Annotated in this window: 20 protein-coding genes and 1 pseudogene; 8 read left to right on the forward strand and 13 right to left on the reverse strand. The window is 39.9% G+C overall.

What is annotated here, in order from left to right:
* Positions 1-245: 245 nt before the first annotated feature.
* The gene (locus tag GLIP_RS10315) at positions 246-2,291 is read left to right on the forward strand and encodes a TonB-dependent receptor plug domain-containing protein (RefSeq protein WP_008844567.1); all 2,046 of its coding nucleotides are present in this window, start codon (positions 246-248) and stop codon (positions 2,289-2,291) included.
* 858 nt (positions 2,292-3,149) lie between these two features.
* On the opposite strand, the pseudogene GLIP_RS21690 reads toward GLIP_RS10315, so the two are convergent.
* Positions 3,150-3,278: pseudogene (locus GLIP_RS21690) on the reverse strand (ATP-binding protein); the annotation flags it as partial.
* A 303-nt stretch (positions 3,279-3,581) separates the two neighbouring features.
* Between GLIP_RS21690 and GLIP_RS10320 the strand changes: the two are divergent.
* Both GLIP_RS10320 and GLIP_RS10325 read left to right on the forward strand, forming a co-directional pair.
* The gene (locus GLIP_RS10320) at positions 3,582-3,836 is read left to right on the forward strand and encodes an antibiotic biosynthesis monooxygenase family protein (protein ID WP_008844569.1); all 255 of its coding nucleotides are present in this window, start codon (positions 3,582-3,584) and stop codon (positions 3,834-3,836) included.
* The gene (locus tag GLIP_RS10325) at positions 3,826-4,674 is read left to right on the forward strand and encodes a sulfurtransferase (protein ID WP_008844570.1); all 849 of its coding nucleotides are present in this window, start codon (positions 3,826-3,828) and stop codon (positions 4,672-4,674) included. The genes GLIP_RS10320 and GLIP_RS10325 overlap by 11 nt, the downstream gene beginning before the upstream one ends.
* An 8-nt stretch (positions 4,675-4,682) precedes the next feature.
* On the opposite strand, the gene GLIP_RS10330 is transcribed toward GLIP_RS10325, so the two are convergent.
* From GLIP_RS10330 to GLIP_RS10355, 6 genes are all read right to left on the reverse strand, one after another.
* Complete coding sequence (locus GLIP_RS10330; protein WP_008844571.1) at positions 4,683-5,936, reverse strand: allantoate amidohydrolase; 1,254 nt, start codon at positions 5,934-5,936, stop codon at positions 4,683-4,685.
* Between the two features lie 2 nt (positions 5,937-5,938).
* The gene (locus GLIP_RS10335) at positions 5,939-7,162 is read right to left on the reverse strand and encodes a pyridoxal-phosphate-dependent aminotransferase family protein (RefSeq protein WP_008844572.1); all 1,224 of its coding nucleotides are present in this window, start codon (positions 7,160-7,162) and stop codon (positions 5,939-5,941) included.
* Positions 7,163-7,170: 8 nt separating this feature from the next.
* Positions 7,171-7,992: a sulfite exporter TauE/SafE family protein gene (locus tag GLIP_RS10340; RefSeq protein ID WP_008844573.1), complete on the reverse strand. Its 822-nt coding sequence runs from the start codon at positions 7,990-7,992 to the stop codon at positions 7,171-7,173.
* 19 nt (positions 7,993-8,011) lie between these two features.
* Positions 8,012-9,607 (reverse strand): gamma-glutamyltransferase family protein, encoded by a 1,596-nt coding sequence (locus tag GLIP_RS10345; RefSeq protein ID WP_008844574.1) that lies wholly within the window; start codon positions 9,605-9,607, stop codon positions 8,012-8,014.
* Complete coding sequence (locus GLIP_RS10350; protein ID WP_008844575.1) at positions 9,604-10,791, reverse strand: amidase; 1,188 nt, start codon at positions 10,789-10,791, stop codon at positions 9,604-9,606. The genes GLIP_RS10345 and GLIP_RS10350 overlap by 4 nt, the downstream gene beginning before the upstream one ends.
* An 82-nt stretch (positions 10,792-10,873) precedes the next feature.
* Positions 10,874-11,686 (reverse strand): MurR/RpiR family transcriptional regulator, encoded by an 813-nt coding sequence (locus GLIP_RS10355; protein ID WP_008844576.1) that lies wholly within the window; start codon positions 11,684-11,686, stop codon positions 10,874-10,876.
* 102 nt (positions 11,687-11,788) lie between these two features.
* Here GLIP_RS10355 and cobB point away from each other — a divergent pair, with 102 nt between their 5' ends.
* Genes cobB through GLIP_RS10380 form a run of 5 tightly spaced genes read left to right on the forward strand, consistent with a single transcriptional unit; the run spans position 11,789 to position 15,355 of the window.
* Entirely contained in the window at positions 11,789-12,508 is a 720-nt protein-coding gene (gene cobB / locus GLIP_RS10360) for a Sir2 family NAD+-dependent deacetylase (protein ID WP_008844577.1), read from the forward strand.
* Positions 12,508-13,164 (forward strand): LysE family translocator, encoded by a 657-nt coding sequence (locus GLIP_RS10365; RefSeq protein ID WP_008844578.1) that lies wholly within the window; start codon positions 12,508-12,510, stop codon positions 13,162-13,164. The genes cobB and GLIP_RS10365 overlap by 1 nt, the downstream gene beginning before the upstream one ends.
* A gap of 19 nt (positions 13,165-13,183) precedes the next feature.
* The gene (locus GLIP_RS21435) at positions 13,184-13,927 is read left to right on the forward strand and encodes a hypothetical protein (RefSeq protein ID WP_008844579.1); all 744 of its coding nucleotides are present in this window, start codon (positions 13,184-13,186) and stop codon (positions 13,925-13,927) included.
* Positions 13,920-14,729, forward strand: coding sequence for a glucosaminidase domain-containing protein (locus GLIP_RS10375; protein ID WP_008844580.1), 810 nt, complete (start codon positions 13,920-13,922; stop codon positions 14,727-14,729). The genes GLIP_RS21435 and GLIP_RS10375 overlap by 8 nt, the downstream gene beginning before the upstream one ends.
* Entirely contained in the window at positions 14,726-15,355 is a 630-nt protein-coding gene (locus GLIP_RS10380; RefSeq protein WP_008844581.1) for a DUF2987 domain-containing protein, read from the forward strand. Before GLIP_RS10375 ends, GLIP_RS10380 begins: the two co-directional genes overlap by 4 nt.
* 32 nt (positions 15,356-15,387) lie before the next feature.
* Here GLIP_RS10380 and GLIP_RS10385 read toward each other — a convergent pair whose 3' ends face one another.
* The 6 genes from GLIP_RS10385 to ccoS form a co-directional block, all read right to left on the reverse strand.
* Entirely contained in the window at positions 15,388-16,461 is a 1,074-nt protein-coding gene (locus GLIP_RS10385) for a patatin-like phospholipase family protein (protein ID WP_008844582.1), read from the reverse strand.
* 15 nt (positions 16,462-16,476) lie between these two features.
* Complete coding sequence (gene ttcA, locus GLIP_RS10390; protein WP_008844583.1) at positions 16,477-17,382, reverse strand: tRNA 2-thiocytidine(32) synthetase TtcA; 906 nt, start codon at positions 17,380-17,382, stop codon at positions 16,477-16,479.
* A gap of 83 nt (positions 17,383-17,465) precedes the next feature.
* On the reverse strand, positions 17,466-18,398 hold the full coding sequence (gene uspE / locus GLIP_RS10395) for a universal stress protein UspE (protein WP_008844584.1): 933 nt from the start codon (positions 18,396-18,398) through the stop codon (positions 17,466-17,468).
* 126 nt (positions 18,399-18,524) lie between these two features.
* A complete protein-coding gene (gene fnr / locus GLIP_RS10400) occupies positions 18,525-19,262 on the reverse strand; it encodes a fumarate/nitrate reduction transcriptional regulator Fnr (RefSeq protein WP_008844585.1) in 738 nt (245 codons plus the stop codon).
* 24 nt (positions 19,263-19,286) lie between these two features.
* Positions 19,287-19,955, reverse strand: a complete 669-nt coding sequence (locus GLIP_RS10405; protein WP_226992209.1) for a sulfite exporter TauE/SafE family protein — start codon at positions 19,953-19,955, stop codon at positions 19,287-19,289.
* Positions 19,945-20,133 carry a cbb3-type cytochrome oxidase assembly protein CcoS gene (gene ccoS, locus GLIP_RS10410; protein ID WP_008844587.1) on the reverse strand — a complete coding sequence of 63 codons (189 nt, stop codon included), beginning with the start codon at positions 20,131-20,133 and terminating at the stop codon, positions 19,945-19,947. Before ccoS ends, GLIP_RS10405 begins: the two co-directional genes overlap by 11 nt.
* Positions 20,134-20,164: the final 31 nt, after the last annotated feature.

Below are 20,164 nucleotides of genomic sequence, written 5' to 3' on the forward strand. Positions count from 1 at the left end.
GCAAAATGGGGTTTACACGAACAGAAGGAGACGCGGTTTAGAATGGTTGAAATAAGATTTAGATGCTTGCATTGATACGACCCACTAGTGTTCATTCAGGCACTAAGCGCGAATAACACTGTATTGATTTGATTAAAAAGTGTAAGAAAGTAACGCGAAAAACCAACAATTCTGCAACAGAGACCCAAAACGAGGGTTGTTAGGATCCTAGTCCGTCAATTAATACAATTATCTAGGATAACACAATGAATAAAACTATAACCATTGTCGCTAAGGCGTCGATGTGTATGTCATTACTTGTTTCAAGCAAGTCGTTTGCGGTTACCAATGACACGGACGAAAGTGAACTTGAAGTACTCACTATAGAGGGGCAGAGAAACATACTTAACACAGAACCAACCGAAGAAACGGTCAAACTTCTAAATATTGCGGGTATTGATGGTGATCCACTTACGGCTGTATTCTCCTTACCTGGCGTACTATATGCTGGCGGTGATACCGGTGGAGGCCCGGCTGTGCGCGGTTCTTCTCCACAAGACAATGCTTTTTTTATTGATAGTATGCCCGCGGGGTACATATATCATTTATTTGGAGACAGCGTTTTTAATAAAAACATCGTGCAAGATTTTAACTTTCAAGCGTCATCTTTTGGGGCTCAATATGGCGAAGCAACAGGCGGCATCTTCGATGTGAAGTTACGCGATCCCAGACGGCAAGATATAAAATTCACCCTAGATGCCAGTCTTATAAAAACGGGGATTTTTGTGGAGGGGAGTATAGCTGAAGATCACGCCTTTTATGCTAGCTATAGACGCTCACTAATTCATTTGTTTTTAAGGGAGGGCTCAGACTCTGATGGTATCACTATTACTAACGCTCCAATTAGTGATGACTATCAAACTAAATATCAGTGGCAAATCAGTAAAAACCAAAAGTTAACTATATCTGCATTAGGAGCAAGTGATGACGCGGGCGCTAACATATCAAGCTTATCGGAAGAGGGGAGAATACAGCCTGATCTTATCGGTGATGCTCGCATCGTAACATCTGCAAATTCGCAATCTATCTTTTACGAATATTTTGGCAATAAGATCTACTCTTCAATCGGTTTAAACCAACTTGTAACAGAAGACCGCAGCAGTTTTGGGGCCGGACAATTTACCGACGGCAAAAACACACAGAATAATTTGCGAACGAGCGTGACGACCAATATTGTGCCTTACCACTCAATAACGTTTGGTTTCGACGCCCAGCGCAATCGCTTTGATTATGCGTTTGATATCATTGACTATAATTGTACCGAAATTACCCCTGATTGCGAAAGTCAAAGAGGGGATAGAGTCCAAGGAAACGATGAAATTGAAATTGACGTTATTGGTGCATACCTCATTGATAGCTTTTACGTAACAGACGCTTTTAAGGTCGAAATCGGCACGAGGTTTGAAACAGATAGCTATACAGACGAATCTTTTGTTCACCCACGAATTAGCCTGGCTTGGATGTTGAATAGCACAAGTACCGTGTTTGCAAAAGGCGGCGTTTATTCGCGTTTTCCTGACGGAGAGCAAGCTCTGCCTACTTTAGGCAACCCCGACTTAAAACCCTTTTTAGCCAATCATTACTCGGCGGGTATCGAAAATGATTGGAATTCATTATGGTCGAGCAAGTTTGAAATCTATTATAAACAACTAGAAGATTTACCTCGCGCGACTGATGATCTGAGTCCTGACCCTAGCCTTAACTATACGAATGATGTTAGCGGCGAATCCTATGGTGCCGAATTACTAATAGAACGACAAAAGCAGAACGGATGGTATGCGTGGGCAAGCTTTAGTTATTCTAAGAGTGATCGCACTGATGAGTTAAGTAAACAAACGACTCGTTATTGGCTCGACACACCTTGGGTATTGAATATGGTTGCCAATTATGAGTACTCTGCCGATTGGGAATTCGGAGCGCGTTTTACGGCAAGGGCAGGTGCGAGATACACGCCGATAGTAAGCCTTAGAGTTGACCCCAATTTCCCAGATAATTTCCTACCAAATTATGGCGAACTAAACAGCGAAAACCTACCGAATTATGTTCGCTTGGACTTACAGGCAAAATACTCTCGCCTGCCTTTTGACCTAAATGGCTCAATAACATTTGCTCTTTTAAATGCATTAGGAAGTGACAATGTGTCTGGTTACTACTACTTGCCAGATGGTACTGAAAGTTTAACCAATATCCCTATTGAGGCAGAGAAAGGTCTTGAAATTTTTCCTTCCATCGGTATTGAGCTGCATTTTTAGTAACGCTTACTTTAAACGTCAGAAAGTATGAGATGGTCATCTGATGCTTTCTGAGATTTTCTAGTCAGAGCATCTATATCTTTATTGTCGCATACTTATTAATGCGCTAAGTGGTGATGCATTTACAGATGCAGATGGTTTTAGGAAGCCGGAGTCTTTAGCAATATTGGGATACATTCAGTAGCAGGTGGAATAATTTTTGTTTTATCTGGAGGCAAATTTGGATATTGTTTCTTTAGCGCAGGTCTAACGAAAGTTCTAAACACTAATAAAAAGATATGTACCGCTACTAAAGGTGCCAGACTTCAAAAAGTTGCTGCTGTAGTTAGCGGGAGTGCTTCTAAACTCACTGGTGGTAAATTTAGTAATGGAGCACTTACAGTTGGTTTTGCGCAAGCATTAAAGGTAATCAACACGCTAAACGAGAAGAGGAGATTAAACATTGAGAACGCTAATGTCAGATATTGCTTGATCAATAGATACAGTGACTTATTTGATCACCTAGAAAAAAGTTAAGGCCTGTGAGATGGAAAAAGCCGTTCAGGGCCATCCGGATATGCAGATTTGCAAGATTTACCGCCAATTAAAATTCATTTTCCAACCAACCGTTTTCTAATGTGGAAGTGAAAACGCAATTTCCAACCAGATTTTGATTATAGACTTTTGTGAAACCTTGTCTTAAGTATTTGAACTATAAAAGTGTTTTTTATATCCTTGGTTAAGTGTGTTTCGATATTTGTGAATCGGAAACGATTTTCGTTTACTTAGTTTAACGAGTTTGATAGTCAAATTCGCGAGTAGAAATTAGAGGGAAAAAGTACATGACATCTTAGGTTATCGCATAAGCAAAAACTAGAAAAAGAGAAGGTTGGCTTCTTCGCGCCCAAACGGCAGATAACCAATTTCATCAATCACTAACAATTTAGTGCCAAGTACGCTACGCTTAATGTAACTAACAAGTTGCTCTTGTTTCTTTGCTGTCGCCAACATGGATCATGTGGTCTGCAGCTGTAACTGTTAATTTAACTGATTACAGAAAGCCGCGAAAGCGGCTTTTTCGTGTTCTAGGAGCAACAAAATATTGCGCCATCAACAAATAGAATTATACGTAATAGATCACCATCTAAGGTGTTTCATTACGAAACATGTGGCAAACACATCGGCCAGTCACAGCAAAAAACGCTCACCAACGTGTTTTTTTATTTCTTAAAAATTTAAACTCTCTGTTGTTTTTAACTTTGTTTTGATGAATTTTGCTAAATAAAACCACTGAAGTTACAAAATGGTAAGATGGAGCTAGCACCCCATCACGCTATTACGTTCGAAAACATGCTGGCACTTGCTCAACAAATTGACGGTTATTTGGGGGTAGAATCAGCTCGCGAAAACATCGGTATCACAGTGTCTTATTGGCGTGACTTAGCAGCAATAAAACATTGGAAAAATCAACAAGAGCATTTGATTGCACAAAAACATGGTAAGCAAAAGTGGTATCAACGCTATTCGGTACGAATTGCAAAAGTCGAGAAACAGTATGAATTTTAATAAAAATAGTCGTTCAGCACTTATCAATCCAATACAGATGGCACAACTGATAAAAAATGAATCTGTGCAAGTTTTGTTCACTCATGTAGCGTTTCCTGTTAGTTACGTGAGTAAGTTGGATAAACCGGCATTTATTCCTGATTCTCTGTTTTTCGATTTTGATAACGTGTTTGTCGATAAAAATAGTGGTCTTCCTCATACCTTACCAACACCTGAAAAGTTCGCAGCCGAGATGTCTAAATTGGGTATTTCTAATGAAGCTACGCTGATCATTTACGATGATCAGGGAAGTTTTAGTGCGCCCAGAGTGTGGTGGATGTTAACCATTATGGGCCATAAAAACGTTTATGTGCTTGATGGGGGAATCCAAGCGTGGATAGACGCAGGCTTTGCCGTCGAAACTGAACTCAAAAAGGATGTCACTAATACTCACTATCAATGCCGTTTTAATCCTAACCTACAGGTAACTAAAGAGGACATAAAACGCACGTTGTTTAATCACGAACGTGTGGTTGTTGATGCGCGTAGCACTGCTAGATTTAACGGTATTGAACCAGAGCCTAGACCTGGCGTAAGAAGTGGGCATATACCCAACTCTCTTAATTTACATTACGCGAAGCTGCTAGAAGATGGAAAGTTTGTTGATAAAACAAAGATTAAAACGTTGTTTGCACCCGCGCTGCAACACCAGAATAAACCGCTTAGTTTTACTTGTGGCTCTGGCGTTACTGCTTGTATTCTTGCTCTAGCAGCCCATGAAATAGGAGTCGACAATTGGGCAGTTTATGATGGTTCTTGGAGCGAGTGGGGCGCTGATACGGATTATCCAATTGAGTAGATAAATCCTTAAGCGACCAGTTCGCTGTTTTCTCCATATTGTTTTGCTAATTGCTGTACATAAGATTTTAAGACTAACATTGTAGCGTTTACATCTTCAAAATTAACCGATTCAGCTGGATGATGACTGATACCTTTTGCACATCTAACAAACAACATACCGGTAGGACACAATTCAGCCATTGCCATAGCGTCGTGACCTGCACCGGAACTTAGTACGAAGGGTTTAATTGCGTTTATTTCACACGCCAACTCAAGTTGCGACATGATACTAGGGTGGCACAAAGTCGCATCAGCATCGTGGGTTAAGGTTTCATTAACATGTAATCCTCTCAATTGTGCTATTTGCTGTGTTTTTTGTTTTATCTGTTCGATACATAAATCGCGTTTACTGTTATCTAAACTGCGTACATCTAAGCTAATATCAACTTTACCACTAATTACATTTACAGCATTGGTGAGAGAGTTTATTTGACCAACTGTAGCCACAACATCGTGTTCTATTGCGGCTTGTTCAATTGCTAATATGATTTCTGCTGCGCCAGCAATTGCGTCTTGGCGCAGGGCCATAGGAACAGTTCCGGCATGTCCAGCGTGTCCTACAATTTCAATAGAAAAGCGTTTTGCGCCTGCGATCCCACTCACTATCCCAACCGGTAGATTTTGAGATTCAAGCACAGGACCTTGCTCTATGTGTACTTCAACAAATCCCAGAATACTATTTTTGTCGCGGCCTGCATTATGAATATTATTAATATTTAAGCCAAAATCGCGCATTGCAGTTGCAACAGTTAGACCTTGTTTATCTGATAAACTTGCCCAACGGTCTTGCCATGTGCCAGCAACGGCGCGACTGCCTAATAACGTCGTACCGAAACGCGTACCTTCTTCATCAGCAAAACCGACTATTTCCACATTAAACGGTAACGTAATAGATTTATCTGCGAACCACTGGATTAAGCTCAATGGCAACAAAACGCCTAATATGCCGTCATATTGACCACTGTTTGGAACGGTGTCTAAATGGCTTCCAATGATTAAGGTTTGTGCGTTTTCAACGGGACTTTTATAACATCCCCATTGGTTTCCAGCTTCATCTTGCCAAGTTTGCATATTGGCTTGTTCCATCCAACTTGCGACTAAACGGTTTGCGAATTTATGTTCGTTCGTCAAATAACGACGATCTATATATTCAGGACTTTGACTGATCAAAGCCAGCTCATCACATCGTTTGAGGACAGTGTGAACATAGGAAGTAAACATCTTTAGTTCTCCTCATTTGTGTAAACATCAAACGCCATATCTGTCGCTAAACCTGATTGTAGTTTATGACCGGCGCGTCTTAGAGTGTTTTCAAGTGCTTGTAACGTGTGTAAAACAGCGTCTTTTCTGGCGTTATACCCCATAGTTCCAATACGCCAAATTTTGCCGTGTAATGGACCAAACGAAGTACCAATTTCGATGTTGTATTGGTGTAGCATTGTATGGCGAATATCTTCACCATTAATATCTTCTGGTATATGAACTCCAACCACATTGTTCATTTTATGCTTGAGATCACCGAATGGTTTGAGGTTCAATCCTTGTACACCTGCCAACATAGCATCACCATGTAATTTGTGTCTGTTGATGCTGTTTTCCAAACTTTCTTCACGCAACTGCAATGCACATTCTCTTGCTGCATAAAGCATAGATGTGGCTTCTGTGTGATGATTAAGTCTTTCTGTTCCCCAGTAATCCAAAATCATAGGGATATCGAAATAGTTAGAACGTATCCGTAAACCTAATCCATCCATATGATTTTCGTTGCGAATTCCTGCTTCTACATGTTGACGTTTTCTGACTGTCTGTACGTATTTATCACTTAAGGTAATTGGTGCGCTACCTGAAGGTCCACCCAAACATTTTTGTAAACCTACTGAAACCGCATCGAGTTTCCATTTATCAGCTTCAAAGGGGTTTCCGCCAATTGAAGCGGTAGCATCACTATAAAATAGTACGTCATATCGAGTACAAATCTCACCAATATCCTCTAGTGGTTGCAACATGGTTGTTGACGTATCACCTTGTACTAAGGCCAACACTTTTGGACGAATTTTCTGAATAGCAGCTTCAATTTGCTCAGGCTTAAACACCTCTCCCCAAGGCGCTTCAATTGTATGCACGTTTGCACCCGCACGCTGACTTATTTCGGCCAAAAGATGACCAAAGCGTCCAAAAACCGGCACGAGCACATCATCACCTGGTTCGATACATGAAACCAAAACTGCTTCGATACCTGCTCGGGAAGTTCCATCGATAAGTAATGTGGCATCGTTATTAGTATTAAACACATAACGATATAGTGACATAACCTCATTCATATAACCGGTCATTATCGGGTCGTACTGTCCAACGAGTTGAGTCGACATTGCACTCAGTACGCGGGGATAACAATTTATCGGTCCTGGCCCCATTAAGAGTCGAGGTGGGGGATTAAGTAAAGACATGATTCTCCTTAAAGTAAAACCTGAACAAGCATGCGCCCACCAGTGATTAATAATGCGATAGCAAACACCCGTTTGAGAAGATTCGGATCTAGTTTACTACCGATAGCTGCGCCCACCGGCGCGAATAAAACGGTGAGAGGAACAATGCAAATGAAACCAGCTAAGTTAACTAAGCCATAAGTGAAAATGGGCGCATCAGCCGGAGTTTGTCCTAGTATCAACATCGTTAAAGCGCCGGGTAATGAAATAATTAAGCCTATTGCTGCAGCCGTACCGACGGCTTTATGTGCTGGGTAATTGAACGTGGTTAATATAGGCACAGATAAGGTGCCGCCACCAATACCTACCATTGAACTTAACATGCCTATTATACCGGCAATGACACTTTGACCTGGACGTTTAGGTAGTTGCTCAAAAATAGGGGGTTTTGATGCTCGAAATAACATATTTAGCGCAGCTAACGTGGCTATAACTGCGAACATTAGGGTGAGCCAATAACCATTAACCACAGTAACCAATAAACTACCAACTAGAACGCCTAGTAATACGAATATCCACCAAAACCGCAGCAATTCCAAATCGACATTACCTTTTTTCCGATGTGAACGGATAGAGCTTATTGACGTTGGCACTATTGTCGCCAGAGACGTAGCGGTTGCTATTAACATCGCTGAACTAGGCTCTACGCCGAAGTGTTGAAACAAAAAATACAACACTGGTACTATGACAATACCGCCACCAACACCCAATAAACCGGCTAAAATACCGGCAAAAATACCGGTTGCCATTAATGCCAAAATGGTAGGGTAGTGTTCAATGAGTAAATCCATCTGAAAAATCGTCTCCTAATTAGTATGGGAAAGCTTTGCCGTCACTACGCGGATCCGTTGCAGCGGTTACTTTGCCACTTGGTGATCGCACGATCATACCGGCATGGCCCATCATTTCGTTGTTAGGTGCAACTATGGCTACATCGTGTCCTTTGCTTTGTAATGAATCTACAATTGAAGGATCGATATCTTCTTCAATTTTTAAGTTATGGGATTGATCACCCCAGGTTCGACCTAACAGCCAACGCGGCTCTTCGATAGCATGTTCTAATGATAAGTTTTGAAATACATGGCGACTAAAGATAGCCGCTTGGGTTTGCGGTTGGCCTTCGCCTCCCATAGTGCCGTAACTAATGCGTCTGCCATCATGTAATTCTGCAAACGCAGGGTTCAACGTATGGAACGGCTTCAGTCCCGGTTTTAAAAATTGGTTTGATTGCGGATCTAAACTAAATGATGTGCCTCTGTTGTTCCAAACAATGCCTGTCGAATTTGACACTACGCCACTACCAAATTCCCAATATAAACTTTGAATGTAACTAACCATTCTTCCTGAGCTATCACATGCACCCATCCAGACAGTGTCACCTGACTTCGCTGCATGAGGCCATTGCATTGCTTTATTGATATCGATGTTACTTAGCAATTTGTCTATTTCGGATTCATTTAGCAGAGAATCCAACGATTTCGTTAATCTTGATTCATCCGTCACATATTGATTTCGCAGAATAAAAGCTTGTTTGGTGCATTCGACGAGTAAATGTACGAAGTCGTGTTCATTTACGGCAAGATGTTTGACTTTATCGAACAAAGCCAATATCAATAGTGAAGCGACACCTTGTGTAGGTGCACCCAAGTTGTATAGCTTGCCTACTGAAATATCTACTTGTAACGGGTCTACGAATTTCGCTTGATAATCGATAAAGTCATTTGATCGAATAGGAGAACCAGCTTGCGCCAAATCGGCTGCTAAATCGTTTCCTATTTCGCCACGATAAAAATCATCTAAACCGTTTTCTGCAAGCTTAGTCAGGGTTGCTGCGAGTTTAGGAAGTTTAACGATTTTTCCTTTTTTAAGGGCTTTGCCTTTTATTAAAAACTGTTCAAACCCAGAATTATTATGCAATTCATCAAACGTTTTAAAGCTGGCATCAGTAAGACTTTGGGTTACTTCTAAACCCCATTCTGCTTGCCCAATTGCAGTAGACAATAACTCTTGCAATGATTTGTTTGGTTGCCATTGTTGACTGACTTCTAAAGCTTTCTGCCAACCGGAAACCGCGCCAGCCATTGTTAATGCGGCTTTACCTCCTCGAGAGGGAATGTCAGTTAAACCCTGATAAAAGTCCGAAGTGGCCAATTTAGCTGCGCTACCACTGGCGTCAATCGCTATGGGATCTTTACCCGGTTCGCTTATCAACCAAAATCCATCCCCACCTAAACCATTCATATGAGGATAAACGACAGCAATAGAAGCAGCTGCTGCAACCATTGCCTCTATAGCCGTACCACCGGTGTCTAAAATATGTTGTCCTGCTTGCGCAGCAGCGTAATGTGGTGCAGTAAATCCCGTTGTTGTGGAATGATGTTCAAGACTTTGTACTTTATGTTTCATTCAATATTTTCCATAAGCTGCTTGCCTAAAAATAATAATTCTAAATCGCTATTTTTAGGGCCTATAATCGATACACCATACGCCGTATTTTTCTGTTGGAACAACGGCATATGCAGTTGAGGGCACCCAGTTAAACCTGCAATGCAGGTGAATTGCATTAGTTTTTTTCTATATTCAGCAATCTCACGTGCCGAGGTATCTCGTCTTGGCGCGGGTCCCGGTGTCGTAGGTATTACTATGTAGTGCTGCTGATTCAAAATTAATGACACTGTTTTGATTAAACGTTGCTGTTGTTCAATAGCCGCTAATTCGTCGTTTGCTGACAATGTCGAACACCACTGAAAGCGCTGTTGAATGTCATCAGCGAACCTAGGTTGAGTGTTTTTTATCCAGTCACCATGAGTTTGCCAGATTTCTCGGCCTTGCAACACTCTAAATGCATCAGATGCGTCTTTTAATAATTCAGACGTAACAGCCAGGCTACTTTGCCAATTTTTATCAAATTTAGAATCTAACCAAGTATACAATTCATTCTTAAATTCGCATGATTCAACCAAATTGTTTAATACGAGTGGTTGCGCAGCCATAAAATGTTTTTCAACTGACTTTGGAAGTAAAAATTTCCCAATTTCAACCGCATCTTCTATGTTATTTGTTATCCAACCGGCGGTATCGAAAGAGGGGGCTAATGGCACAACATCTTTTAGTGAAATCAATCCATGACTTGGTCTAAAACCAACTAAACCGTTGTAACTAGCGGGTATTCTTATCGAACCACCGGTATCAGTTCCTAAGCCGATTCTGGCTAATTTACGCCCAACAGCCACAGCGGAACCGCTAGAAGAACCACCACAAATACGTTCATTATCCAGACAATTAACTAATGCTGGGTAATGGATATTTTGCCCGTTAAGGCTATATGCCAATTCATCCGTTATGGTTTTACCCACGTATTGAACACCAGCATCTAGTAAACGACTAACTGTCTCGGATGTCTTTGTCGGCAGCGGATGGCTGTCAGCCCAATCTGGATTTCCTGCTGATGTGACAATGCCGTCAATATGAAACAAATCTTTCACTGCCAAAGTCCAACCTTTAAGAGGCTGTGGAGCTTTGGTGTTGGATACGTTGTTTATATTTAAATTAACGGGTAAAACGAATGGCGAGTTAAATGAAGAATTCATGTAACCAAACTTTATTAATCATTTTATTATGAAACAACTGTTTCACTCAATAGTCAAGAGAAACAGTTGAATAAAGCATTTTTTATTCTAATTCATCCAACTCTTTGTACATATTTGATATGGCATCAATACGATTTAGTTTAGAATATTTTTCTGAATTAAGAATTTGGTTACAAATAACAGAGATGACACTCATGGGCGCTGAATAACTATCAAGAGGTAATTCTTGGCCTAATTGACAAATAAACAACTGATTGACTTCATCTTTATATATTTGCGCCGATGGATCAGCCATTAGTACTAGCTGCTCTTTCGGTATCAATTTTATTAACTTCTCGACAATTTTTGGTCTCCGACGAAAAGCAATGATAATAACTAATTCATCTGCTGAAATATCTTCAACTTCCTCTGCTAATGTTTGCCCTGGAAGCGGTAATAACCTGACTTTACCTCTCACTTGTAATAGTTGCTGACGAAAATGTAAGGCTACAGGGTAGCTGTTTCGAAAACCAATTAAGGTTATGCGAGAGGCCTGTGAGATGGATTCGACCAATTGGGTTATATCATCTGGTTTGACATTCTCCCAGGTTTGCCGAATACGTTCTAACTCTTGAGTAATGTAATCATTATTTTTATGTGTTACCGCTAAAGGCATGCCTGCACTTCGTGCTGCACGCATTTGATCTTTAACTTGTTGAAGATTTTTATAACCTAACTGTCTGAAGAAACGGCTTACAGTCGCTTTAGAGGTTAGTGTAATTTCAGCAATTTCGGCGACTGAAAGATTTAACACATCCGCAGGATTTTGTTGAAGATAATTTGCAATTTTCCGCCCATTTGGAGAAAGCTGCTGGTAAGATTGGGTAATCAACGTTACAAATTTAGATTTTGGCAAACCGTAAGTTCCACAATATTGAGAGTGTCCTTAGTTAGTGTAACGAAAAGCGCGTATTCTACAAAGTCTAAACAATTTAAATGATGGATAATCAAATTATATATGCTTAGTGGATTTAACAAGTCTAGCAAAGTTGTCGTATTAACTGGGGCAGGGATCTCGGCTGAATCAGGATTGAAAACATTCAGAGATAATAACGGCTTATGGGAAAACCATCGTGTTGAGGATGTCGCGACTCCAGAGGCTTTCGAACGCAATCCAGATGTGGTTTATCGTTTCTATAATCAACGTAGAGCACAACTACAATCACCAGACGTGAAACCGAACGCAGGACATTATGCGCTGGCGAAATTGGAAGAATATTTAGAAGATAACTTTTTATTAATTACTCAAAACGTGGATAATTTGCATGAGCGTGCAGGTTCAAAACGAGTTTTACATATGCACGGAGAATTATTAAGTCATCGCTGCCTGAGTAGTCAGATTGTTAAATCAACAACAGAAGATTATGACGAAAAAAGCCATTGTGATTGTTGTGATAATCCCAGCATGATAAGACCTAATATTGTATGGTTTGGCGAAATGCCGATGTTTATGGATGAAATTAGTGAAGCACTTGCCAATGCAGATATATTTATTTCTGCGGGTACTTCAGGAAACGTGTATCCTGCAGCAGGTTTTGTGCAACAAGCCGGATTGTATGGCGCACATTGTGTGGAGCTTAACTTAGAACCGAGCCAAGGGTTTAGTGCTTTTTCAGAAAGTCATTATGGACCCGCAACGCAGGTCATCCCTAATTTTATAGAGTCACTAATCAAATAATGTATTTCCCAGATTTAACCTCCTATTGGATCGAATTTGCTGCAATTGCAACACTACACTTTTTTGCAGTTGCCAGTCCTGGGCCTGATTTCGCTGTTGTTTTGAAACAAAGTATCAGTTACGGCAGACGTTCAGCCATGTACACAAGTGTTGGCGTGGGGGCGGGGATACTTGTGCATGTCGCATATTCTCTGCTGGGAATTGGAATTTTGATTAAAACAACACCTTGGTTGTTTCAGGTTTTTGCTTACGCCGCTGCAGCATACTTAGCATATTTAGGGTGGGGAGCCATTCGAAGTAAACCACAGCCGATTAATATAGACGAAGTAGAAAAAACTAACAGATCACCTGACGCTGCGATAACTAATAAAAAGTCGTTTTTAATTGGGTTTGTCACTAATGGGCTAAATCCTAAAGCGACTTTGTTTTTCTTGACCGTGTTTGCAGTTGCCGTATCGCCACAAACACCAATTCAAGTCAAATTGATATACGGAATTTACTTAGCGATAGCTACCGGATTATGGTTCTGTTTTTTGTCGTATTTAATGGGCGGCACTAAATTGCGCTCACTGCTGCAACGTCACGGCTATATCTTCGATCGCATCATGGGAGTGATTTTGATTTTATTAGCTGCCAACCTTATTTTTAATACCTAAATTAACGAACGAATTATTCATGTTGAAACCAATAAAAAAACCTTATTCTGATCTTATTCAGAAAAATTTAGCGGGCGAATATAATTTTGATCTAAAAGTCATTTTGGCGAAGGGATTTGAAAACACAACTTCAAGCATTTGGATCTTCTTTCAAATGATATTTGTGGTGTTTGGAATAAGTTTAGTAATTGCGACGATTTATATTAAATTTCAGGGCATTCAGACGATGGAACAGTTTACGCAAAGCCATTTGATGACGTTAGACTTAGTCATTCAATTGGTTATTGCTCCGTTCACAGCTGCCATGATGTTACAAGGTGCTAATTCACATATTAAACGATTAGCCAATGTTAGGTTTCTATTTTCAACCTTACCGCAGGCGTTACCTATTTGTGTCGTAACTGGCTTTATACTATTACTCACAAAAATCGGAATGACTTTATTTATTTTACCTGGATTGTATTTAATGATCGCTACCAGCTTTGCTGTATTGTTGGTTGCTGATAAACGACTTACGCCAATAGATGCCATAATTTTGTCTGTAAAAATGGTTAATCGATATTTGTTTCCTTTTACCATTTTATATTTCTTGTTCTTAATTTTATTGATCTTATCAATTGTTTCGTTTGGGATAGGTTTGCTACTCCTCATACCCTTCTATTATAATGTAAATGGTATGTTATACAGTGAACTTTTTGGTTACGGCAGTGCTGATGAGACACTACAACCGGATTCTGCTGGAGATAGTACTTTTGATGCATAATGTAGACTTTCCAACACCCAAGCGCATTGTTTACTTAGCTATAATTTGGATTTTTGGAGCTGTGGTATTAAGTTACCCATTTTTATTCCCCCCCAAAGAGATCGACCTTTTTGATGAGGCAAATATTGCACCTTATATAGAGCAGGAAATGCCTAACTTTGCTGAAATTGAATCCATCGTGGATAGAAAGAAGGCATTTTTTGATTATCTATTACCAGCAATTAATCATCACAATAAAGTTATCTTACAAAAACGCGAGTTTCTAAATGAAATCCGTGATGTGATTAACCAAGACCAACCATTTTCTTCCTTACAGCAAAAAAGGTTAGACGCGCTTATTGAAGAGTACCGTATTGATCCTGATGAAGATTTAGTTGCGATGATTGCGCGATTAATGCGTCGTGTAGATATTATTCCGGTTGAATTAGTATTAATGCAAGCTGCTAATGAATCTGCTTGGGGGACATCTCGATTTGCTCAGAAAGGTTATAATTTTTTTGGGCTTTGGTGTTTTAAAAAAGGTTGTGGTTTTGTGCCTAAACGCCGTAACGACGACGCTGCTCACGAAGTGGCAAAATTCAGAAGTTTAGATCATGCGGTTGGAACATATTTTCGCAATATAAATCGTCATTATGCCTATGCTGAATTACGTCAAATTAGGCTTAACCTGCGAAACAGTGACAGTAAGATTACAGCTGAAAAGCTAGCCAAGGGTCTAAAAAGTTACTCTGAGCGGGGAGAAGATTACATTGAAGAACTAATAAGTATGATCCGCTTTAATAGGAAATTTATGTCGTTATGAAAAAGATTTTAACCGGTGTTTTTGTGTGGAGTCTTAGCCATTTTGTAGTCGCTGAAACTTTATCGGTGGATTACGCCAGCTTTTATAGTCACCTTGCCAAAATAGATAATGACGATACGCCAGCATTGCAATTTGCATTTGGTTTTAAGAATATAACAGATGGTAGTTTATGCGAAATTACCGCGGCGAAGATTGTGACCCAAAAAGTGACTTTACCCGTTACAGTTACAACCGAAAATCGTTTTTTATTGCCGACTGAAAAAGCCTTAAAACAAGCTCGAGCAACAGTTGAGTTAGACATCAAACAACCGACTAACCAATGTGATATGTCAGTACAATTAGAAACCAAAAGTGAATATCTGAAGAATCACTATAGTCATCATGAAATACAAGATATATATCATCAATACAATGTGTTTTTTGATGATATGGGAGGCTTTTTGTCGTTTATGATGCCTTCGGTAACTGGATTGAAATTCTATTTTGAAGCGTTAGAAAGAGATTCTGTGCCATCAGAACTATACATAGATAAGCAGCATGTGGTGTTAACAGAAACATGGATAGAGCAGGGCAAACAGATAGATTTTTCTGAAGCCCCATATCGAATTACCGCGACGACTAACTAGAGAAAAGTTGGTCTTTGGTGAGGTTTTTGAGTTTAATCTAGGCGCAATTGATATTTAATTTGCGCCGCAACTCTATTCACACTTTGACGCCCCTCTTCAATAAGCTCTGCAGCGCGATGAAACTCCATAATACCGAAGTCGCGTAACTGCGGCTCGATTAAAATATCGGGAGGATCGCCCGCTAATCGAGAACGCGTCACTCTTGCTTGTAAAATGTCTAATGAACTAGACATGACGCCCAACATACTGGGCGTTGAATCTGTTAACTTCACATGATTTATTTCTTTTTCGACAACCGCTTGTTCAACAATTTCTTCAATTTTAGTCATGCTTTCATCAACATTTTCACTACTGTTGGCAGACTCATTGGGTATTTCATTCGCAGGTGTTTCTAGATTATCAATATCTTCTAAGGACTCAAGTTCACTTTGCTCAATATCGTCTTTTTTGAAACGACCACTGAATATGCGCTGCATAAAAGACTGACTTTTATTAAAAAATTCATTGGTTCGCTTTTGATTATTCTCGTGCTCCATTTGGCTACTTGCTTGCACTTCGGGCCGAAAGTCAGCACTTAGATTAACCGCAAATACAAAATCTGCACCTAATTGACGACATAAATTAACCGGCACCGGATTAACCACAGCGCCATCTACAAGCCAACGACCATTATGGGCGATAGGGGGGAATAGTGCGGGAATAGCGCATGAGGCTCTTACCGCTTCGGCAATGGGGCCTTGAGTAAAGGATACTTCTTTACCACTATATAAATCGGTGGCGACAGCACCAAATGATTTAGACAGGTGTTCAAAATCTTTTTCACAAAAATTATCTTCAAGGGCTTTAAAAACTTTGATTCCGCTGGCCAATCCACCTTTTCGAAAACCCACGCCCATTAACCCTAATACTTGCCATTCGGTTAGTGAACTCGCCCAAACTGCTAGCGGATCTAATTTATTGCTTGCATATGCTGCTCCCACGTAAGCACCAATTGAACAGCCAGCAACCACATCAATTTTTATCCCGAGTTCTTCTAAAGCTTGAATGATTCCGATATGTGCCCAGCCTCTGGCGGCACCGCTACCAAGCGCTAATCCGATTTTCATATATTGAAATGATCCTTAACTAATATTAATTATTTTAACACTGTTGTCAGTAGTCACTTTGGAAACTGAAAAGTCTTCTTGATCAAATCCAATATCGCCGTTTAAAAACGGCTCATCTTGTGTTTTTAGATTATTAAAATCAAATAGTTCATTGTCTGCCAAATGAGAAGGAACTACATTTTGCATGGCTCTAAACATGCTCTCTATTCTGCCTGGAAAACGTTTGTTCCAGTCGGTCAACATATTTTTGATGACTTTGCGTTGCAAGTTTTCCTGTGAACCACATAAGTTGCAGGGAATAATTGGAAATTCAAGCAGGTCAGAATATTGGCTAATTTCCTGTTCTGCACAATATGCTAAAGGACGGATCACCACTTGCTTGCCATCGTCACTAACGAGTTTAGGCGGCATTGATTTTAAGCGACCACCATAGAACATATTCAAAAACAGGGTTTCTAGCATATCATCTCGATGATGTCCCAATGCGATTTTTGTCGCTCCTAAACGTGTAGCGGTTTTGTATAAAATTCCGCGGCGTAACCGCGAGCACAATGAACAGGTTGTTTTACCTTCAGGAACTTTTTCTTTTACTATGGAGTAAGTGTCTTCTGTCACTATTTCATAGGGGACCTGTAGACTGTCTAAATAAGTAGGTAAAACATCTGCTGGAAATCCCGGTTGTTTTTGATCTAAATTGACTGCAATAATTTCGAAGTTGATAGGCGCGATATTTTTGAGGTAAATGAGAATATCCAACATGGTATAGCTATCTTTTCCACCAGATAAACACACCATGACCTTATCACCGTCCTCGATCATGTTAAAATCGGCGATCGCTTTACCTACGTTTCTTCGTAAGCGCTTCTGCAGCTTATTAAAACTGTATCGTTTGTTCTGGGGCAGTGATTCAAGCTTACTCATTTCATTCCTACAAGGTCTTAATTTTCGGCGCAGATTATACCTGTCCTAGCGAAGGACATAAATACCCCGATGAAAATGTAGGTTTAACGTTTAAGTGGACATTCAAACCCGTCAGGTTTAATTGCCAACACATCACAATTCAACGCATCAATTGTATGTTCTGCGGTGTTTCCAATTAATGCGGCTGTTATACCCGTACGTCCGACCGTGCCTATCACTACCAATTCGGCATCAATTTCTTTGGCAATAGCAGGAATAACATCTTCGGGTAAACCTTCACTTAAATATTGGTTACTTTCTGGAATATTAAATTCTCTCGCATGTTCAAGCATACAGTTTTTATGATGTTTTTTGACGGAATCGGTGTACTCGATCGGATCAAATTCGGGAATTTCGATGGCAATATTGACCGGAGTACCTGGATATGAATTGACTAAATTTACATGCCCATCTAACAAGTCAGCCATTAGCCCAGCCATGTTTGTAATACATTTATTTAAATTACGGTGTTCTTCGTCTTCACTACCGACATCTACAGCAGCAAGGATATTGCCTTTAATTGGCCAGTCATGCTCTTTCACTAACAATACAGGTACAGGGGACTTTCGTAATATATGCCAGTCAGTAGGGGTGAAAATAACTGATTTTAAAGTATCGTGTTCTTGAGTACCTTTAACAATTAGGTCATAACTATGATCAATAACTTCATATAAAACGCTTTCATAAGGTCGATTGTGCCAAACCACTTTTATATCGATTGATATCGCTGAATTAGCCGCTAAGGGCTCTACAATATTCGCTAACCAATCAGTTTTATCATCAACCACAGCTTGGCGCATAGTTTCACGTTCATCAATCGTGAGCATGGTTGTCATTTCATAAGAAAAATCATAGATAGAAAGAAACGCGGTGACACTAGCGCCGGTTTTTCGGGCTAACAAAAGTGCTCTTTGAAACCCCTTTTGTTCATCTTTGCTTGGGTCTACAACAGCTAGTATTTTATTAAATACAGACATCAGATAACTCCCTAAATATTTCAGCACATATACATTTAAGTGTAAGGGTAGTCTTAATAGTTTGCCAATTTACAGCGGGAAAATTTGATGTAAATCAAGTGAATAATGTGATTTTTTTAGAAAGTGTTAGCCGCAAGCCTTTTTGTTAGCAACATGCTCACCAAGCTTTTCCCTTAGTATTTCAATACTTTGAATTTGTATATTTTTACCATCGACTTTAATTATCTGTTCTTTTTGAAAGCGGGTTAATAATCGGCTTACGGTTTCAACAGTTAATCCTAAATGATTGCCAATTTCGTTGCGAGTCATAGTTAAATTGAACTCGGCTGGTGAAAAGCCGCGGCTTTTAAATCTGTCGGAAAGGTTTATCAAAAAATGCGCTAAACGTTCTTCGGCTGTACGTTTATTTAATAACATCATCAAGCTATGGTCCTGATTTATTTCAGTACTCATAATTTTCAACATTTCTTTACGCAACGTAGGGAGTTGCGCACTCATCGTATCTAATTTGTCATACGGGAGTTCACACACCATTGACGTTTCCATTGCTTGTGTATAGCTTTGATACTTTTCTGAGTAAAGTCCGTCGAATCCAACTACATCCCCTGGAAAATGAAAACCAGTGATTTGTTGTTCGCCATCAGGAGAGGTTATATAGGATTTAAACGAGCCCGTTCTTACCGCAAATAAAGAGGTGAACTTTTGTCCAGGAATGGTTAATTGATCGTTCTTATGCAACGGACGTTTACGTTCGATAATCTCATCTAAACTTTGCATTTCGGTTTGATTTAATGCGACCGGAATGCACAAATGATTGAAACTGCAATTTTGACAGCGAATGCTAAAATCATTTGGTTTAGACATTAATTTCCCCGATTACCGTTTAAGTTACCAATTATGAACGGCCTGATAACATAAAAGCAAGCCAAAAGCGCACAATAGTGCCGCTACAAGTTTTTTAACTAAGGGTTGTGTTAACCAGTTCCTAATTTGTGCAGCGCTGGCTCCCATTGCTAACATGATTGGCAAAGTACCTAAACCAAAACAAAACATGGTTACGGCACCTTGCAATGAATTACCTGTCGAAACACTCCAAGTTAAACTTGAATATACCAAGCCACAAGGTAGCCATCCCCAAATTATGCCATATGGAACGGCGTAAATTGGGTGTTTAAAGGGAATGAAACGTTTGGAAAATGGACTGATTTTACGCCAGAAAAAGCCACCCATTTTTTCGATTTTTAGTAACCAATTTGACCACTGTCCAACATATAGTCCCAATAGCAACATGAAAATTCCGCCAAATAAAACAAGCGCTTGAGGATTGATAAATGATTTGGTGGTTATAATTTGTCCCAGTAAGCCCGCGAATGCGCCTGCGATGGTATAAGACACAATTCGCCCAAAATTATAAGCGAGCAGATAAGGCCATTGGGATTGTGATTTAGGAAGGGCGAATGTAAATGAGGTAACTATGCCGCCGCACATTCCTGCGCAGTGAACACTGCCTGCCAGTCCGATTAATATAGCAGAAAACCAGCTTAATTCATTCATCATTGTCGCTTTTGGGTGGTTTAGCTTGCGGCTTTTTTTCAACATCGTCATCAAACAAAATGCTAAAACCTTGACGTTCGAGATCTTCAAATTGATTGGTTTTCACTGCCCAAAAAAAGATACCTATAGCTAATAAAACCAAAATAATGGCGATTGGTATCAGTACATAAATAATACTCAAGATGATCTCCAATAGAGCCTTAGCTCTCAGT

It is taken from the genome of Aliiglaciecola lipolytica E3, from assembly GCF_000314975.1.
GTDB lineage: Bacteria > Pseudomonadota > Gammaproteobacteria > Enterobacterales > Alteromonadaceae > Aliiglaciecola > Aliiglaciecola lipolytica.

Coding starts and splice junctions, on each gene's coding strand:
- GLIP_RS10315 (WP_008844567.1), top strand. CDS start 246: ATGAATAAAACTATAACCATTGTCGCTAAGGCGTCGATGTGTATGTCA.
- GLIP_RS10320 (WP_008844569.1), top strand. CDS start 3,582: ATGGAGCTAGCACCCCATCACGCTATTACGTTCGAAAACATGCTGGCA.
- GLIP_RS10325 (WP_008844570.1), top strand. CDS start 3,826: ATGAATTTTAATAAAAATAGTCGTTCAGCACTTATCAATCCAATACAG.
- GLIP_RS10330 (WP_008844571.1), bottom strand. CDS start 5,936: ATGTTTACTTCCTATGTTCACACTGTCCTCAAACGATGTGATGAGCTG.
- GLIP_RS10335 (WP_008844572.1), bottom strand. CDS start 7,162: ATGTCTTTACTTAATCCCCCACCTCGACTCTTAATGGGGCCAGGACCG.
- GLIP_RS10340 (WP_008844573.1), bottom strand. CDS start 7,992: ATGGATTTACTCATTGAACACTACCCTACCATTTTGGCATTAATGGCA.
- GLIP_RS10345 (WP_008844574.1), bottom strand. CDS start 9,607: ATGAAACATAAAGTACAAAGTCTTGAACATCATTCCACAACAACGGGA.
- GLIP_RS10350 (WP_008844575.1), bottom strand. CDS start 10,791: ATGAATTCTTCATTTAACTCGCCATTCGTTTTACCCGTTAATTTAAAT.
- cobB (WP_008844577.1), top strand. CDS start 11,789: ATGCTTAGTGGATTTAACAAGTCTAGCAAAGTTGTCGTATTAACTGGG.
- GLIP_RS10365 (WP_008844578.1), top strand. CDS start 12,508: ATGTATTTCCCAGATTTAACCTCCTATTGGATCGAATTTGCTGCAATT.
- GLIP_RS21435 (WP_008844579.1), top strand. CDS start 13,184: ATGTTGAAACCAATAAAAAAACCTTATTCTGATCTTATTCAGAAAAAT.
- GLIP_RS10375 (WP_008844580.1), top strand. CDS start 13,920: ATGCATAATGTAGACTTTCCAACACCCAAGCGCATTGTTTACTTAGCT.
- GLIP_RS10380 (WP_008844581.1), top strand. CDS start 14,726: ATGAAAAAGATTTTAACCGGTGTTTTTGTGTGGAGTCTTAGCCATTTT.
- GLIP_RS10385 (WP_008844582.1), bottom strand. CDS start 16,461: ATGAAAATCGGATTAGCGCTTGGTAGCGGTGCCGCCAGAGGCTGGGCA.
- ttcA (WP_008844583.1), bottom strand. CDS start 17,382: ATGAGTAAGCTTGAATCACTGCCCCAGAACAAACGATACAGTTTTAAT.
- uspE (WP_008844584.1), bottom strand. CDS start 18,398: ATGTCTGTATTTAATAAAATACTAGCTGTTGTAGACCCAAGCAAAGAT.
- fnr (WP_008844585.1), bottom strand. CDS start 19,262: ATGTCTAAACCAAATGATTTTAGCATTCGCTGTCAAAATTGCAGTTTC.
- GLIP_RS10405 (WP_226992209.1), bottom strand. CDS start 19,955: ATGATGAATGAATTAAGCTGGTTTTCTGCTATATTAATCGGACTGGCA.